We start from the raw sequence: 16274 nt of genomic DNA on the forward strand, positions 1-16274 counted from the left end.
GGCCTGAACTCCGGCGTGCCCAGATGTTGCGAAAGCCTCCGACACGCTTCTATTGGGGTCCTCCGGTCCAGCACGCATCCCTGGGTTGCTGAGCGAAGACGAGGCGGCTTGATCATCCTGCCGCTGCTGAAGCACTTCGCGGAACCCCTGTTCCAGTCGCAGAAGCTCCTCTGCATTGGTTGGCGGCTGGTGAGCTCGATCATCGAACAGCGGCCGGAGCGCCTCGGGAACCTCAGCGCTGAAAGAAGGCGAGGCGGCTTGCTCATCCTGCCATTGCTGAAGCACTTCGCGGAGCCCCTGGTCCAGTCGCTGAAGCTCCTCTGGATTTGTTGGCGACTCGTCAGCTTGATCGAACAGCCTCCGGGCCTCGGCAAGGTGCTGCTCAACGCCCACTTGCCTGGCCTGGACCGCTTGATCCTCTTCCAAGCCGGCGTCCTGCACCTGCGGCAAAGCTGTTACACGGGATGGATTACTATTTCGCGGGTCCACACTAGCCTCACATCAAACTGTATCGTCAAAAATCCTGCGCCAATTCACGCAGCGGGTCATCGAGTTGAGATTCTGCCGAGAGCCCCTCGTCCGCTATCGTCTAGGGTACCGGCTCCGGGAGGGCGCCTGTCTGGCTTTCGAAGATGCGTTTAAGGATGCGGTCCGAAAAATATCGCACCTTCCTCAATTGCAATGGTGGCAGGCCTTTGATGAGAACAATCTCGTAGTCTTCATCGAGCAGCCGAACCTGTTCGGGACGCAGCAGCGGTGCACCTTGATGCGAATTCTGAATGTTCCAATCGAACGTTCGCGCCTGGCTGGCAAGGCCGTGAACGGGATTCGAGGAGAAACCGTCACTTACCATGGCCGAGACCTCAACGGCCGGAGCGATCTCTGCTTCTGGAGGCAGCCATTAGATCCTCGCGGGCGTGATTATAGGGGTGACTTAGGGACTGCCCGATTTCACCACCCCGCCGCAGCTGTTGACGGGAGGTTTGCGGGCCTACTGTATCACGGACTGAAGCCGCAATACCTGCTATGTGGTCGTCCAAATTCGCATTCCGTTCCTCTACTGCATGCTGCGGCGGAGGCATGTGCGGCAAGATATCTTGCATGCCGGGAACTGCGTGAGCTTGGGCCTGTTGATTTGCGTCGAACTGGTGATACACCGCCAATTCCGGCGGCTCGACAGGTGGCCGGGGCAGCGAGTCCAGTTGGTTGGCGGCCACCAGAACTGATTCCACTGCGTCTTGGTGCGTGCGCGAGGAAGGATCCATTCCGTAGGCTCCCTGAATCATCAGTGATGCGATTTCCTTTTGTTGGTCTTCAGGAATACGGGACAATGCGTTGCGTACACTATCAGCGAACTCGGGTGAGATCACTTGTACTTCTGCATATTTTTTCCACGATACCGGTGCGTTTTGCTTCTGGCGCAAATCGTTGGCAGTCTGTTCATTTGTGTCCGGATGCACGAACGGAATCAACCCCTCAACACGGTTTTTCAGGAATTCGGCGGTGCTTTTGTCCATCGACCAATGACCTTCCTTGACCGGCACTCCGCTCCATGCGCTGTCTTTCAACCGAACAGCGGGACCGTTGGCCCAGGCATCCATAACCACGGTCGACCTCGGGTCGCGGCTTCCGCGCCGCAGTTCGTTCCAAATGTGACCCGTCTTGACTGGGATCTCATCACTTTCGTCGGTTATCTCTTTCATTGACACGGAAGCACTAGAGGTCGTACTCCGCTCGTCGGCCGCCATGTGTGGGGCGTGGACGATAGCGGAAAGGGGAGCGGTCTGATTGCAGCACGCCGCTCCCATGACTACGGCCACTGCAACCTTAATGTTGTCGTCTGCTCCCATCATTGCAACCGACGATCCGATGCTGTTGTGGCCGTGAGAGGGAATGTCGTCCACCTTAACGTTTCCCCGGCCATGCTTGAGCAGCAGGCGAACGTCGTGAACTGTTTGCCCCGCTGTCGCGAGTCTTATCGGGCTGGTGACGTCGTCACCGACGACACACGCTCCCATATGATAGGCGGCCTGCTGGATCTGATGTGGCTCCAGAGGCGCATCTCCGCCCCGTCGCAACCTGTCGGCAGGCGTGCCCACGGAGACCCTCAGCGCTGCCGTGGATTCTCGCGGCGACTCTTCCGTGTCATATGTGGCATGTCGAGTCGATCCGGAGGATTTGGAGATGCAAATTCCCATAGCCGTTCACCTGTAGTGGAGTTTCTGATCGCCGAGGGACGGATACGCGAGACGGGCGCTTAACCGTCAGTGTCATCTGGATGAGCTTCCATCAAGGGTGCCGGCTCCGGGAGGGCGCCTGTCTGGCTTTCAAAGATGCGTTTAAGGATCCGGTCCGAAAAATATCGCACCTTCCTCAGTTGCAATGGCGGCAGACCTTTGATGAGAACAATCTCGTACTCGTCATTGAGCAGCCGAACCTGTTCGGGACGCAGCAGCGGCGCACCTTGAAACGAATTCTGAATGTTCCGGTCGAACGCTCGCGACTGGCTGTAGGAAATCGATTTGGCTTCAAACGTGTATTCACCGATGGCTTTGGAAATGTAGGTTGGAGTCTCGTCATCGGCCGTGGCCATGAACACTTGCAGTCCGGTATTGCTGAGAAAATTCTGCTTACCAGCCTCTCCATAAGCCCCCGTTAGTGCCGAAAGGCTTTGGATGATGAGCATGAAACGCCCCTTGTAGCCCGCGATAGTCGTAATTGCGGTCTCGATCGCCTCCAGCTTCCCCAAGTGCTTGAACTCATCGAGCAGAAAGAGAACCTCGTGCTTTTCGTCCTGGCGGGGCAGCGACCGCTGTAGAATTGAAACGGTTTGCTGAAAAAATAAGCGTATCAAAGGCGCGATCACCTCAAGGTCGTTCGGACCAACGCAAAGATAGATGCACGTTCTGCGACGGCGAAGATCATAGACCGAAAAGTCCGAGCGACTTGTAGCCGCCTTGACAGCCGGATCCGCCCACAAGTTGAGCCCGCCATCGCCGAGCACGGACGTGTAGGAGGTTAGGATTTTTGTATCGTTCCCCGCCATGTCGTCGAAGATGCGTTGTGCCTCTTTGTTCCGGGTCTCCATGGCGAGCTGCGCGAAGAGCTTAAACTTCTCCCCCGGCTGAGCGAACAGATCATAGACGGCGCCGATTGTTGGCGTGCCCCGCTCGATGCAGGCAAGGATCCCCGCGACAAAGATATCTCGCGCGCCGCTGACGAAACCTTCCGCCCCCTCCCCCTTGGCCGTGATCAGGTTTGCGGCCAAGCGGCGGGCTTCGGTGAATTGCAGCTGCGGAGGCAGCGCTATAAGGTCCAACAGCGGATTGTAGCAGTTGGTGCGCCGCTCCGAATCCAGCGGCGCGAATTTGAACACTTCGTGGCCTGCGGCTTTGCGCGCCCTAGAGGTGAGCTCAAAGAGCTCCCCCTTGACGTCCAGAGCTATCACTGAGCCTTTGAATGTAAGGAGCGTTGGAATGACTATGCCGACGCCCTTGCCAGCGCGGGTCGGCGCAACGATGAGGCTGTGAGGCTGCTCGCCATTGGTCAGGTAATAGCCAGGCCAGAAAGGACCACTCGTCTTCCCGAAGACCGGCCCTGTCACGCCACGGTATCGTCGCAGATATCCCGTGCGTCGCATTTCATCCACTCGAGCCCAACGAGCGGTCCCGTGGTGTTCGAGCTTGCGGCGCAATACGAACTGCTGAATCAGCAAGACAACCGCGGATGTCGAGAGCACGATAGCCGCGCCCTGATAGAAAACGGGGGTTGCGAAACCCAAATAGAAGGGCGTCTCAAACCAAAAGGCACGGACATCAAACGCCATCAGAGCCTCGCCGCTACCCCCGTGGCGGAAGGTTGCGTACAGACTCGCCGCACAGAACCCCAAGGCGAGTGAGCACGCGATGCTAATGGCTATGTTGGGGGACGTCGTTTTTGTAGAAGACATTGTTCCATGGCCGAATTAGCCGTGCTGATGCTGCGCTTGCTTTTGACACCGAACCGAGGTCGCGATGCCGACGCTCGACAGATCGATGCCGCAGCGGGTGGTGCGATGCTTGCATCGCGCCACCCGGCAGACGTGGATTTTGAAAGTTTCACTAAGCAGATACGTCGACGGCCAGGGAATTGGAAACAGCAAGGCCGTGAACGGAATTCGGGAGAGGAAGCGTTACTGCCATGGCCGAGACCTCAACGGCCGGTGCGATCTCTGCTTCTCCTAGCCTCCATTAGATCCTCTCGGGCGTGATTGTAGGAGTGGCTTATGTCCCGGCCGACTTGACCACCCCGCTGCAGCTGTTCGTGGGAGGTTTGAGGGCCAACTGTATCACGGACTGCAGCCCCAATACCTGCTATGTGGGCGTCCAGATCCGCACTGCGTTCCTCTGCTGCATGCCGCGGAGGAGGCATCTGCGGCAAGATGTCTTGCATGCCGGGAATTGAGTGAGCTTGGGCCTGTTGATTTGGATCTAACTGGTGATACATCGCGTACATAGCATTGGATGCTGTCGACCTGACGTGGCCATCCGGATCGGTAGCCAATTCAGCGGCCTGATCAAAAATGCGAGCTTTATTTTCAGCGTTAAACTTGCTGAAGTTTTGCGCAGCGTAAAGCGCTCCGATAGCTTGCGAAGGTGGGTCCATGTTGCCAATGCGATTAACAATACTATCTTGTGTCTCTGGCCGAAGGTAATGAGACACATTACTGACTGCTCTGAATTGCTCCAATGCTACTTCATCCGAGGTGTGTCCCAACCCGGCAGTCAATTTATCCCCCAGATCGACGGCTGATCGTCCAAGCTGATTGGTCCGCGTTTCAAATCTCGCGAGGTCAGTTTCTGGCTCGGTTCGAGTGCCCCGAACGGCTATGCGCTCTCGCCTCCCGAGTTCTTTGAAGGTCCCAAGATTTCGCGCTGTATCGCGCGGGTTAGCGCTTACCAGCCGTTCTGCAACATCGGTCAATGGTCCGTATGGAAGGTCACGGAGGGTACTGCGATTCCCCACGTCTTGGGATGAACTTGCAGCTGCGCGTGCCCGTTTGTTATCGCGATCCATTGCTCGGCCTCCAAAGTGGTTAAGTTACCCAATCAGGGTACCACCGACGCTTGACCTGCTAAACCGATATGAGGTTACAGTTGTAGTCTGGCAGAAGCTTCTCCCAACTCTGGGATACGCCGAGAGCCGTAACCGGGGCAGATTTCCGGGCGGAAGGGGTTTGCGGCGAGAGCGTTCGTGATTCACCGTTTGCGTGACGCATCAGGATCGTCTCGTATAAGAGAGTCCGTCGCGATACGCCCCGCGAATGACGATGGTACCTTCGGCTTGACTTATCCTTCGCGCTCTGCGGGTCCGACGAGAAAATCAGCCTACCTTGCTGAGACTACCTGCGGAGGACTTGCCGCTACGGCGGTCCTGCTCGATCTCGTACTTGATCTTCTGCCCGTCAACGAGGTTTGAAAGTCCAGCCCGTTCTACAGCTGAAATATGGACGAAAACGTCCTGACCGCCGTCATCGGGCTGGATGAAGCCAAAACCTTTGGTGCTGTAACCACTTCACTGTTCCGGTCGCCATATCTGTGTATTCCTTTGTGGCCAGTGCGAACCAGACGGGCCGTGAAGCCGATCCTGTTCATATTTCGTAGAGTTAAACCCAGCAAAAACCAGAATTACCCACCTCGGGGTTGCGGCGCGAAAAGCCATTGCTCTGTTTGGGAACGCACCGAACAGGTGCCGGTGAGCTTGAGCGCAACGCGCTGCAAGACGCTCGAGTGCCGAGGAATCTCTCCGACAAGGATACGTCTGAGCCGCCCAGTATGCCGGCTCGGCAACCACCCGAATGGATCGAAGCCGATCTGCAAAACGGATGGTGAGAGCGTTGGCTCGTTTCCAACCCATCCTGTCTCACCAGCGCGGACGCCTGGACGGATGTCAACGCCGGAAAAAGAACCGCATCGATTGGTCCCGCTTGCGGCCAGCTCCAGTCGGCCGCTCGATCGCAAGCGTGGTTCGAGGAGGAAGCTCTCCCAGGTGCAATGCGAGGAGACGCTGGTCCAACTCCTTGTCGGCTGCCGTAAGGCGGTGGTTCAGGCGAAGGTAGTCCATCCAGGTCGGGGTGCGGAAGGTTTCTGTCCAACGCGAAGGCTGCTGGAGGTCGCGCTGGAGATTCCAGTGTCGCGCACCAACGCCGCTTTGTACTCGCCGCCGTTCCCGCATCTGCTCCAGGAACGCTTCGACATTTGCTTCGGGTATTGAATATTCGATCTTGGCGACGATCGGCCCGCTTCGGGGCTTCAAATCCAGGGCAACCTGAGGCGTTTCGAAGCCAAGAGGAGCCTGATCGGAATCTTTCCATTGACGGATGGGCAGCAGGAAGCCGGTGCCAGCGACCAGCAGCAGCGCGCCACCTGAAAGCTCCAGAGCCGAGCTCAGCGAATAGCTCTCGGCCACCGTACCCCACAGCCAGCTGCCAGCCGCGATGCCGCCGGATGAAAGGGCATAATAGATCGAGAGCGTGCGACCAACGACCCACCTTGGACTCGCCAACTGGACGCTTACGTCCAGCCCGGTCCAGGTCACGACCCAGCCCGCGCCGCCGAGCGCCAGCGCGATAGCCGCCACCGCCACCGAGGGGGTGAAAGCAAGCGATAGACAACAAGCCGCACAGGCGATGCACGACAGTGTCGTCAAACGTTCCTGGGACAGCCTCCGTCTCAGAATGTTGTTGCAGATGCCGGCGAACAAGGCGCCGGTCCCGAAGCCGGCCATCAGGATGCCGTAAACGACTGGCCCTCCCCCCAGCTGATCGCGGGCGACGAGAGGCAAGAGCGCTAGTATAGAGATGCTCGTCAGCCCAAAGAGGGCACCGCGGGCAATTGCTGCCTTGATTTCGGATGACAGGGCAGTGAAGCGCGCTCCGTCATGGATCGCCGTGGTCAATGGTTCACTCGGCAGCGGTGACGAGCGAACATGCCATTTGCAGCGCCCTATGGTCCACAGCAGCATCAGATATGTAAGTGTCGCCACTGCGAAAGCCGTCAAAGGGCCAAAGGAAGCAACGACGACGCCACCGAGAGCGGGGCCGATGCTTCGGACGGCGTTATATCCGACCGAGATAAGCGTGACGGCGGCCGGAACATCGCGCTTTCGCAGGATATCGCCAACCGACGCGTGCCAGGCGGGGTCGGTGAAAGCGGCGCCTACTCCGGCCAAACAGCTGAATGCAAGAACCATCCATGGATTGAAAATTCCGAGACCTGCAAGAACAGTCAGCATCGTCGAGGACAATGCTATCACGCACCAGCCAGCGAACATGAGATTGCGGCGGCTGTAATTGTCCGCTAGGGCGCCGGCGATAATTGACAGGAGGAATGTGGGCAAGGTTGTCGAAGCCTGCACCAAGGCGACCATCACATCCGATGTCGAAATGGTCGCCATCAGCCAACTGATGGCAACCATTTGAATCAGCCACCCTAGACTGGATACCTGTGTGGCAATCCAGATCGGACGGAAAGTTGAATTCTCGAGCGGCGCGAACGTTGCCGATGACACCGGATTAACTTCTTCACGCGCCACCCCGCTCATTGGGCCGAGCCTCCCTTCGCTGCCAGTTGTATGAGATTTCTCCCCGCCCACGTGCCCATGGAGGAATGGCAGGATCAGGGCATTTTATCTGCGCAACGCAAGTTATTTTTGCCTGGCCGATGCTGTGGCAGAACCGAATGCTTCCGGTGGAGCTATCGTTCCGCTATGCGGGACGAGACCGGTTCGATCCTGTCGTTGTCGATCCCCGACCACGTTACAAGAATCGTCAGTTTGACGTTCCTTAGCGTCTCCAACCAAGCCACGTCCTGGGCATCGACTTCCCTTCTGGTGATCACGAGCTCCCGCGCATTGAACCGCCTCGCCAAGGTGGATCAGTAGTCTATCTTTGGCGTAGGTATTCAGCAGCCTGCTAGGCGCCCGCCGCCACGTGCGGGCGACGCCGGCATCAACCGGCGGGCAGATGCGCCGAGGGCAACAACCGCGCCTGACGCAACGCCGCCAGATCAGCCGAGCCGGTGCAGAAGCAGGCAACGGCCAACTGGCGGATGACGATCTCGAAATGCGCGACAACCGCCTCGGTGGACACCGTCGCCGCGCGCAGCACGCCGGCCGCCTGCCCGGCGATGTCCGCGCCCAGGCGGATGGCCTTGGCCACGTCGACGCCGTCGCGGATCCCGCCCGACGCGATCAGCTTCACAGTTGGCAGCGCCCGACGTACCGCCTGCACGCTGGCCGGGGTCGGAATCCCCCAGTCGGCGAACGCCATCGCCACTGCACGGTCGGCGGCATCGCGGGCGCGCTCGCCCTCCACCGCGGCCCAACTGGTGCCGCCGGCGCCGGCGACATCGATGACCGCCACGCCCGCCTTGACGAGCGCGCAGGCCACCGAGGCGGACAGGCCCGACCCCACTTCCTTGGCCACAATCGGCACGTCCACGCTGCGCGCGGCGCGAGCGATCTGCGCCAGGACGCCGCGCCAGTCGCGGTCGCCCTCCGGCTGTACCGCTTCCTGCAGCGCATTGAGATGGACGATGAGTCCATCGGCCTCCAGCGCATCCACCGCCCGGCGCGCCAGGTCCAGGCCGTCGGCCTCGCGCAGTTGCGCGGCGCCGATATTAGCCAGCAAGGGAATGTCTGGGGCCATGCGGCGCAGCGCGCGCGTCAGCCCCTGGGAGTTGCGGGATTGCAGGCTCACGCGCTGCGAACCGACGCACATGGCGATCCCCAAGGCTTGTGCTGCCTCGCTCAGATGCCGGTTGATGGCCTCGGCGCGTGGCACGCCGCCGGTCATGGAGCTGATCAGCAGCGGCGCGCGCATGGTCTTGCCCAGCAGCGAGGCGCGCAGGTCGATCTGCGTCAGGTCCAACTCGGGCAATGCGCAGTGTTCGAAACGGATGTACTCCCAGCCGGCGGCGACCGTGGCCGGCGCCGTTCGCCGATCCAGCACGATGTCCAGATGGTCGTCCTTGCGCCGGCTCGGGATGTTGTCGCTATCGCTCATGCTCGCTCCATCCGTCGCATCGGGGGACGGCGTTGCATCGGATCGGACCGACGGCAGCGCACGCACGCAGCCGCATCCCGCCGTTCAGGCGGGCGCACGCTGGCCTCCCCCCGCAGCGTCGCTGCGGTAGCGGCTGGTCGAGGTCTGGTAGTACTGCGCGCGGATGGCCGCCATGGCCTCGATCAACGCTCCCCACGGCGCGGGAAAGCGTTCTTCCGCCATCACCCGGTGCAGCATTCGCGTATGGCCGGCCAACTCGTCGTTGAGGAACTCCACCACAGGCATAGCCGGATAGCGCTGCCGCAGCAGGATCGCCGCGTTGTCGGCCTCGCCCGCCGACCTGTCCTTGTCGCGTCCATGCAGATCGTTCTGCAGGCGCCCTATCGCGGAGATGAGCCGCAGGACCTGGCGAAACGCCGGACGCGCGCGCAAGGTCGCCATGTCCAGCCCCCACAGCAACGACAGGCAACAGAACACGTTCGTGTAGGCGATCGAATCGATGCCGTTGTGCAGGTACTCGGCGTAAGACCAGCGTTCCGCCCCTACCGCCTGCGCGTGTCCGGCGCGCAGCGCCGCGCAGTAGCACCGGGTGTCGTCGAGCAGCCGAGCATAGTCGCGACGATCGTAGGCGAGCGCGGCCAGCGAAGCGCGCAGCACAGCGCAGCCCTCGAATCCGGGAAGCGCGCACGGCACGCCCTGCCCCAGCGCCTGCTCCACCGCAGCGAGTTCCTCCGGCGCGATCAGGCCAAGATCGTTGCAATCGTCGAGCCAGAACAGCAGCGCCAGTTCGCGATAGAACGCCACGATCAGCGTTTCGTCCTGCGGATCGCGGCCAGTGCGGGCGCTGGTGTCGTGCAGGCTCGGGTGGATGCGCTGCAGGATGTACTGGCCGCCCCTGACCGCTTCCACGGCATGCTCGTCGGCGAACCCTGTCAGGGAACGCCCCCACTCCAGCACCTGCTGCAGCGCGCTTTCGGTCTGGATCATAGCGCCGCTCCTGCTCCCTCGGCCAGGACGCGCCGCCCCCAACGAAGCGCCAGCCACAACCCGGCGAGTTCGGCCACGCGCACGACCCGGGTGGGGCAATACAGTTCCTTGCCGATCCACAGCGGCGTCTGCGGCAATGCATGCGCCACATGGCGAGCGAGCATCCACTCCAGCGCACGCGCCACCGCCTGCGCGATGCGCCGGCGCCCTGTCGGCTCTTCGCTCCCGTCCATGACGTGCAACGCGAACAGCGCATAGGCGGTTTCTTCAAATGAGGACGCGCGACCGGCGCCCCAGCCGCCGTCATCGCGCTGCGCCTGCAGCAGCGCCGCCAGCGCGCGCTCGTCGCGCCACTGGGGCTTGCCTTGCGCCAGCGCAGCGACCGCATGCGCGGTGGGATACAGCCACGAAACGTGCCATTTTTCGTTGTCCCATAGACCGTGCGGGTTGCGATTGGCCTCGACGTAGTAGCTGGTGCCGGCGGCGGGCTTTCCCAACAGTCGCAACGCATGCAGGGCATGGATGTTAGTCGACACCGAGGCATTGCGCTCGCCGGGGAAGGTGACGAATAGCTCGCCGATTTCGAAATCGCGCAACGCATCGACCGGCGGGTCGCGACCTGCAAGGTGCAGGACGCACAACGCAACGGAGGTGTCGTCGGCATCGGCTGCGAAGTGCAAGGCCGGGCCCAGACCGCGCACGCCCATGCGGGCGTCGAGCTGCGCGACGATCACGCGCACGGCATCGGCGAACGCGGGATGCGCGAACAGCCCGGCCAGATGCAGGGTGTACAGCGACCAGCATGGCTCGAATATATTGATCGGCCAGACGTTGGGAACGACACCTTCGATGCCGCTGCGCGTCGCCCGCGATGCCGCCTGCAGATACGCGTCGGTGCGCCCGACCTGCGGCGTGCTCCCATGTGTTACGGCTTGCGCACGCCACGCGGCGGTGGCCGCCGGACTGATGCCAATGCTGCCGTCGTCGTCCGGGCATGCGGTGGTCGGCGACGTTCCCCAGGCTTCCCAGGAGTGCAGCAACGGATGGCCGCTCGGCAACGTCGCCACCGCCCCCAACTTGACAAGGCACGCCTGCCGCAACGGCAACAGCGCCGGGTGGCGCGGAAACCCCACGCCGCCCAGCAAGGATGCGGCCTCGCCGCACAACTGCGGCAGGATCAGCTCCGCGCCGATCGGCGCGTCTTCCGGCACCGAATGCGCGTAGGGATCGGGCTGGCGCTCGAGGAACCGGGTTGCAGCCTGGACTGCGTCGGCAGCGCCGGGAAGAGGATCGGCACGCTGCAATGTCAGCAACGCCGCCCAGGTGGGCGCATGGCGGAACAGCGGGAAGTCCGCGCTTCCCCATCCGCCATCGGCCTGTTGTTGCGCGATGAGCCACGCGTATGCGTCCTGCCGACCGGCGACGTTGCCGTGGAACTGCAGAGCTCGCGCCGTGTCGTAGACGGACGGACCGACGCTGCCGCCGTCGCTCATCTCGATCAGCAGGTGGCGCAATTCGGAAAGGATCTGTTGGGACAGCGCGTTCACGCGGTATGTTCCTTCTGCAGACAGTTGACGGGAACCAGGATCGGGCAGACGCCGCGCACGTCGCCGCAGGCCCGTCGCGGCCCGGCGCACGGGCAGCGCCGGACGGCGCCCTGCTCCGGCGCGGCGACGCGCCCCATGCTGGGGCCGGTCCACCGCATAGGCTTGGGCGCAGCGCGCCGCGTGCGCCGCGGCTGTGCTGGGCAACCGCTGCGATCGCCGCCGCCGACTTGGACACAGTGCAGCATGCACCGCTCACGCCGGCCGATCGATCGCAGCGGCACAGGGGCGACTCCATGCGGACGGGCGCGCTCATGCGCATGGCGCGTGCTTGAACAGATACGCGTTGGCCCGCTGCAGCATCTGCGCCAACCGTTCCGCACGCGTTCCCAGCGGGGCGATGGCCTCCCCGGCGTCGCGCAACAGATCCAGCGCCAACTGGCGCGCTGCCTGCAGCCCCATGATCGACGCACAGGTCGGCTTCTGCGCCGCCGCGTCCTTGCCGGGGGTCTTGCCCAACGTCGCGGTATCCGCTGTCGCGTCGAGAATGTCGTCGACCACCTGCAACGCCAGGCCGAAACAGGCGGAGTAGCGATCGAGCGCACAGTACAGCGCAGCGTGGGCGGCATCCTCCGCGATGGCGCATAGCGCGCCCATGCGAACGGACGCGCGCACTAGTGCTCCGCTCTTCATCCGGTGCATCGCCACGATCCTGTCCAGCTCGACGTGCTTTCCGACCAGCGACAGATCCATGGCCTGCCCGCCTGCGGCACCCTCGGCGGACACCGCCTGCGCCAGTTCGCGCACGAGCGCGATACGGTTGTCGCCCGGCGCATCCAGGCTCGCCAGGGTCAGGAAGGCGTGCGCCTGCAGCGCATCGCCGACCAGGATCGCAGTGGCTTCGCCGAACTTGACGTGCACGGTCGGAAGGCCGCGGCGAAGCACGTCATCGTCCATTGCGGGCAGGTCGTCGTGGACCAGGGTACAGGCGTGCATCATCTCGATGGCGGCGCCGACATCGTCGAGCATGTGCGCCGGCGTGTCGGCCAGTGCGCCGGTAGCCAGACAGAGCAAGGCGCGGGTGCGCTTTCCGCCATGCAAGGTGGCGTAGCGCATCGCCGCCATCAGCTCGGTCTCACCGTCGTCTTCGGCGCAGAGAAGACGCGCCAGCGCCTGTTCGACCCGCCTTGCGCCGTCCTGCATCCAGATCTCCGGCGGCAGCCTGCCGGATGCGCCGCGCGCCTGCGCGTCGTCGTGTAGCGTAGAAGCGGTCTGCATGTCGTTCATGTCCTTGTACCTGGCACGGCCACGGCGAGCGTCCGAGCCGCCGCGGTGTTGGCGGCGTCGCACCGAGCGCGCGCGCCGAGTGCAGCATTGCCGCGCGTCGCCGGCGCAGTTGCCTCGCCACACGGGGCATGCGATGCCAGCTCATGAGAATCCGATGCGGATTTTCATGGACGGATGTGCTGTCGGGAAATAGCGCCGACCTTTTTCGACGGCGCTCAGCAACCGCGGCCGCACCCCGGCCTTGTGCATGGTCAGTGCCAAGGCGATGCAGAACTGCACCATTTCCAGCCATACCAGGTGGTAACCGATGCAGACGTGTGGGCCGGTACCGAACTGCAGCATGTCCACCGGCCGGATCGGCTCCGTGCGTTGCAGCCACCGTGCCAGGCGGAACTGATCAGGCGCCTCGTGCAGCAGCGCAGAGGTCGACAAATGCAGCAGCGGGATGCACAGATGGGTGCCCGCAGGAATGCGCCGTTGGCCGAGTTGCAATTCCTGCAGCGCGCGACGCGGCAGGAGCGTGGTCGCCGGATGCACGCGCAGCGTCTCGCGGAACAGCGCCTCGGCGACCGGACACTGCGCCAGGTCCGCGTGCCGGGTCGGCACCGCGCCCACGCGTTGCGCCTCCTCGACCAGGGCGTCCCACAGCCCAGGCTGCCGCGCCAGCTCGATCACCATCCAGGCCATCGTCGAGGCGGTGGTGTCGTGGCCGGCAAGCAGCAGCAAGCGGATATTGGCGACCAGGACGTCGTCGGAGAGCGCATCGTCGCCGCGATCGAAGGCGCTCACCATGTCATTGATCAACCCAGTGCGCGCGGCATGCGCGCGCGCGTCGCGGACGAACTGGCGCAACTGCGCGTCGATCCAGTCGCGGGCGGCGCGGCCGCGCCGCAAGGGGAGTCCGGGCAGGTCGACCGGGGGCGCGACGATCAACTGCAGCAGTTGCCGGTATTTGCGATGCCATCCCGGCAAATCCTGCGCTGGGATTCCCATGAGGCTGAAGATGAGCTTGAGCATCAGGTCGCCGGTCTCGCGCAGGATGGTCACGTCGCCGCGGTCGCGCCACGCCTGCACCCGCGCCTGGATGACGGGCGCGAACAGGTTGCCGATGCCGGCCTGGGTCAGCCCCTTGGGCAGGAAGGCCGCCTTGATCGCGTCGCGCGCCTGCCGGTGCGCGCCGCCGTCCTGGGCGACCAACGTTCCGCCAAGCAATTCGGGCGCGATCTCTTCGATCAGAGCCGAGGACACGTCCTTGTGCCGGAGCAGTGCGAACGCATCTGGATCCACGCAGGTCATCAGGTGTCCGGCAGGGCCGAAATCCAGCCAGAAGTGGCTGCCCAGCGTCCGTTCCGCGCGCCGCAGCAGGCGCGGCAGGTCGCAGACGATGGCGGGAAGATGCCCGACCAGGGGGAAAGCGCCGGGCACGACCGGGATGTCGTCCCGCAGCCGGTGCCGACGGTCCAGCGGGTTGAGCAGCATGTCCATCAGCAGCGCGGCGCCGCGGCCGCTTCGGCGGTGTCGCCGGCAGGCCGCGCGGCGCGGCTGTTGCCACCGTCGGCGTACGTCGGCACATGCGCCAGCATGCCGCCGTCGATGCACAGGACCTGGCCGGTGATGAACGCAGCATCGTCGGAGAGCAGGAACGCCACCAGCGCGGCCACGTCCTCGGGGCGGCCGACGCGCTGCAGGAGCTGGTGCCGGCTCAGATGCCGTTGCATGCACTCGTCCAGCTTGGCGAGGAGACGCTCGGTCATGATGAGACCCGGCGCAACCGCGTTGCAGCGGATCTGCGCATGACCGTACTGGGTCGCGAGCGAGGTCGATAGCATGTTCATCGCCGCCTTCGACGCGGCGTAGGACGTCTGCGCGGTGTCACCGCTGAGCCCTTGGCACGACGACATGTTGACGATCGCGCCACCGCCGCGGGCGATCATTCGTGGGATGGCCTCCCGGCAGCAGAGCAGCGTGCCGCGCAGATTGGTCGCCATGGTCTGATCCCAGACCGCCAGGTCCAGGTCGAGGATCGGGCGGTCGCGCGGTGTCAGATGCATGGCGCTCGCGTTGTTCACCAGCAGGTCGACCCCACCGAAGTGCCGCTCCGCCGTCTCGAACAGCGCTGCCACCGCCTGCGCATCGGCGATGTCCATGGCCAGGGCCAGCGCGTGGCCCGCTTCGGCCGCGATCTGCGCGGTGCAGGCGACGGCCGCCGAGCCATCAATGTCGGCCACCACCACTCTGCCGCCCTCGCGCGCGATAGCGAGGGCGCATGCCTTGCCGATGCCGGCGCCGGCGCCGGTCACCACGGCCACCTTGCCTTCAAACCGTCCTCCTGGGTTGCGTTGGTCTTTCGCGGCATGCCGCTCAGCCTGCGCCGGAGAAGGCGCAGGGTCGGCGCTGGCGCGCTCGTCATCGCCAGCCTCGCTTTCGATGACCCGAATAGCGGCGACCGGGCACTGGCTGGCCGCGAGCCGCACGGCGGCGTGCAGCGCCTGCGAGACCGTCGCCACGCACACTTCCGCCACGCCGTCCGGTTCGCGCTGGCGAAAGGTGCCCGGCAGCGTCAGCACGCACTGCCCGGTGGTTCCGCACAGATCCTGATCGATCACGACGCGCATCTCAGCCCCCCTGCGCATGCAGCCGCACCGGCAGCGCGCGGAACGTCCTAAGGAACGCGGAGGGTTCCCGGGTCGGCTGCTCGGCCAATGCCAGCGTGGGGAAGCGCGCCTGGATCCGCGGCAGGCTCTCGGCCAACTGCACCCGGGCCAGTTGCGCACCGAGGCAGAAGTGGATGCCGTGGCCGAAGCTCAGCATGATCTTCCCGTCGGTCGACATGCCAGGAGTGGTGCCGTAGAACCGCGCGGGATTGAAGCGGTCGGGGTCGGCGAAGGCGTCCGGGTCGCGATTGCCGGCCGCGATCAGCACGCGCACGTCCGCGTTCTTCGGGATCACCACGCCGCCCAGTTCGATGTCGCGCTGGGCGATACGCGGAATGGAGCTGAACATGGCAGGCGCGTCGCAGCGCAAGACTTCTTCGACGAATGCCTTCACCCCCACGGCGTCTCGCTGCAGCCAGTGCCGCTGTTCGGGATACGCCAGCATCGCCAGGACCGCATGGTCGATGGTTGCAGCAGTGGTGGCGAAGCCGCCCAGCAGCATGCCCCACAGCATGCTGATCAACTCCGCATCCGACAGCGTGTCAGCATCGTCGTCGTGTACGCCGACCACCATCGACACGATGTCGTTGCAGGGATCGGTGCGCTTGCGCTGTATGAGGTCGCTAAAGTAGGCCTGCACCCTGGCGCTGGCCGCGTCCGCCGCGGCGAGCTGGGGATCGCTGGCGTGTGGGCTCAGGCCTTCCAGAATGGCGCCGATGCCGGCGGCAAGCCCGAACATGTCGTCCTGGGGCATGCCGA

Annotated in this window: 11 protein-coding genes and 3 pseudogenes; all 14 read right to left on the reverse strand. The window is 63.6% G+C overall.

Going from position 1 to position 16274, the window contains the following annotated elements; all coding sequences use genetic code 11:
* Positions 1-426 (reverse strand): hypothetical protein (locus C1D09_RS23890; protein WP_246135851.1); only part of this gene is annotated, 426 nt, incomplete at its 3' end.
* Between the two features lie 163 nt (positions 427-589).
* A pseudogene (locus tag C1D09_RS23895) lies at positions 590-808 on the reverse strand (type IV secretory system conjugative DNA transfer family protein); the annotation flags it as partial.
* A 55-nt stretch (positions 809-863) separates the two neighbouring features.
* Positions 864-1904, reverse strand: a complete 1041-nt coding sequence (locus tag C1D09_RS33515) for a type III secretion protein (protein ID WP_246135852.1) — start codon at positions 1902-1904, stop codon at positions 864-866.
* A 353-nt stretch (positions 1905-2257) separates the two neighbouring features.
* Entirely contained in the window at positions 2258-3949 is a 1692-nt protein-coding gene (virD4, locus tag C1D09_RS23910) for a type IV secretion system ATPase VirD4 (RefSeq protein WP_027056329.1), read from the reverse strand.
* 1412 nt (positions 3950-5361) lie between these two features.
* A pseudogene (locus C1D09_RS23920) lies at positions 5362-5572 on the reverse strand (cold-shock protein).
* 356 nt (positions 5573-5928) lie between these two features.
* Positions 5929-7581, reverse strand: a complete 1653-nt coding sequence (locus C1D09_RS23925; RefSeq protein WP_027033423.1) for an MFS transporter — start codon at positions 7579-7581, stop codon at positions 5929-5931.
* Positions 7582-7987: 406 nt separating this feature from the next.
* A complete protein-coding gene (gene fni / locus C1D09_RS23935; protein WP_006329110.1) occupies positions 7988-9043 on the reverse strand; it encodes a type 2 isopentenyl-diphosphate Delta-isomerase in 1056 nt (351 codons plus the stop codon).
* An 84-nt stretch (positions 9044-9127) separates the two neighbouring features.
* Positions 9128-10030: a terpene synthase family protein gene (locus C1D09_RS23940; RefSeq protein WP_143976588.1), complete on the reverse strand. Its 903-nt coding sequence runs from the start codon at positions 10028-10030 to the stop codon at positions 9128-9130.
* Positions 10027-11577: a hypothetical protein gene (locus tag C1D09_RS23945; RefSeq protein ID WP_143976592.1), complete on the reverse strand. Its 1551-nt coding sequence runs from the start codon at positions 11575-11577 to the stop codon at positions 10027-10029. Before C1D09_RS23945 ends, C1D09_RS23940 begins: the two co-directional genes overlap by 4 nt.
* A gap of 309 nt (positions 11578-11886) precedes the next feature.
* Entirely contained in the window at positions 11887-12852 is a 966-nt protein-coding gene (locus C1D09_RS23955; protein ID WP_097572437.1) for a polyprenyl synthetase family protein, read from the reverse strand.
* A gap of 150 nt (positions 12853-13002) precedes the next feature.
* Positions 13003-14346 carry a cytochrome P450 gene (locus C1D09_RS23960; protein ID WP_143976589.1) on the reverse strand — a complete coding sequence of 448 codons (1344 nt, stop codon included), beginning with the start codon at positions 14344-14346 and terminating at the stop codon, positions 13003-13005.
* Entirely contained in the window at positions 14346-15170 is an 825-nt protein-coding gene (locus C1D09_RS23965; RefSeq protein ID WP_342780254.1) for an SDR family oxidoreductase, read from the reverse strand. Before C1D09_RS23965 ends, C1D09_RS23960 begins: the two co-directional genes overlap by 1 nt.
* 18 nt (positions 15171-15188) lie before the next feature.
* Positions 15189-15476: pseudogene (locus C1D09_RS34410) on the reverse strand (ferredoxin); the annotation flags it as partial.
* A 1-nt stretch (position 15477) separates the two neighbouring features.
* Positions 15478-16274 (reverse strand): cytochrome P450 (locus tag C1D09_RS23970; protein ID WP_143976591.1); only part of this gene is annotated, 797 nt, incomplete at its 5' end.

Source organism: Mesorhizobium intechi, assembly GCF_002879535.1.
Lineage (GTDB): Bacteria > Pseudomonadota > Alphaproteobacteria > Rhizobiales > Rhizobiaceae > Mesorhizobium > Mesorhizobium intechi.

Bases quoted from the DNA above. Each gene is read 5' to 3' on its own strand.
- C1D09_RS23960 (WP_143976589.1), bottom strand. From the start codon at position 14,346: ATGGACATGCTGCTCAACCCGCTGGACCGTCGGCACCGGCTGCGGGAC.
- C1D09_RS23925 (WP_027033423.1), bottom strand. From the start codon at position 7,581: ATGAGCGGGGTGGCGCGTGAAGAAGTTAATCCGGTGTCATCGGCAACG.
- virD4 (WP_027056329.1), bottom strand. From the start codon at position 3,949: ATGTCTTCTACAAAAACGACGTCCCCCAACATAGCCATTAGCATCGCG.
- C1D09_RS23955 (WP_097572437.1), bottom strand. From the start codon at position 12,852: ATGCAGACCGCTTCTACGCTACACGACGACGCGCAGGCGCGCGGCGCA.
- C1D09_RS23940 (WP_143976588.1), bottom strand. From the start codon at position 10,030: ATGATCCAGACCGAAAGCGCGCTGCAGCAGGTGCTGGAGTGGGGGCGT.
- fni (WP_006329110.1), bottom strand. From the start codon at position 9,043: ATGAGCGATAGCGACAACATCCCGAGCCGGCGCAAGGACGACCATCTG.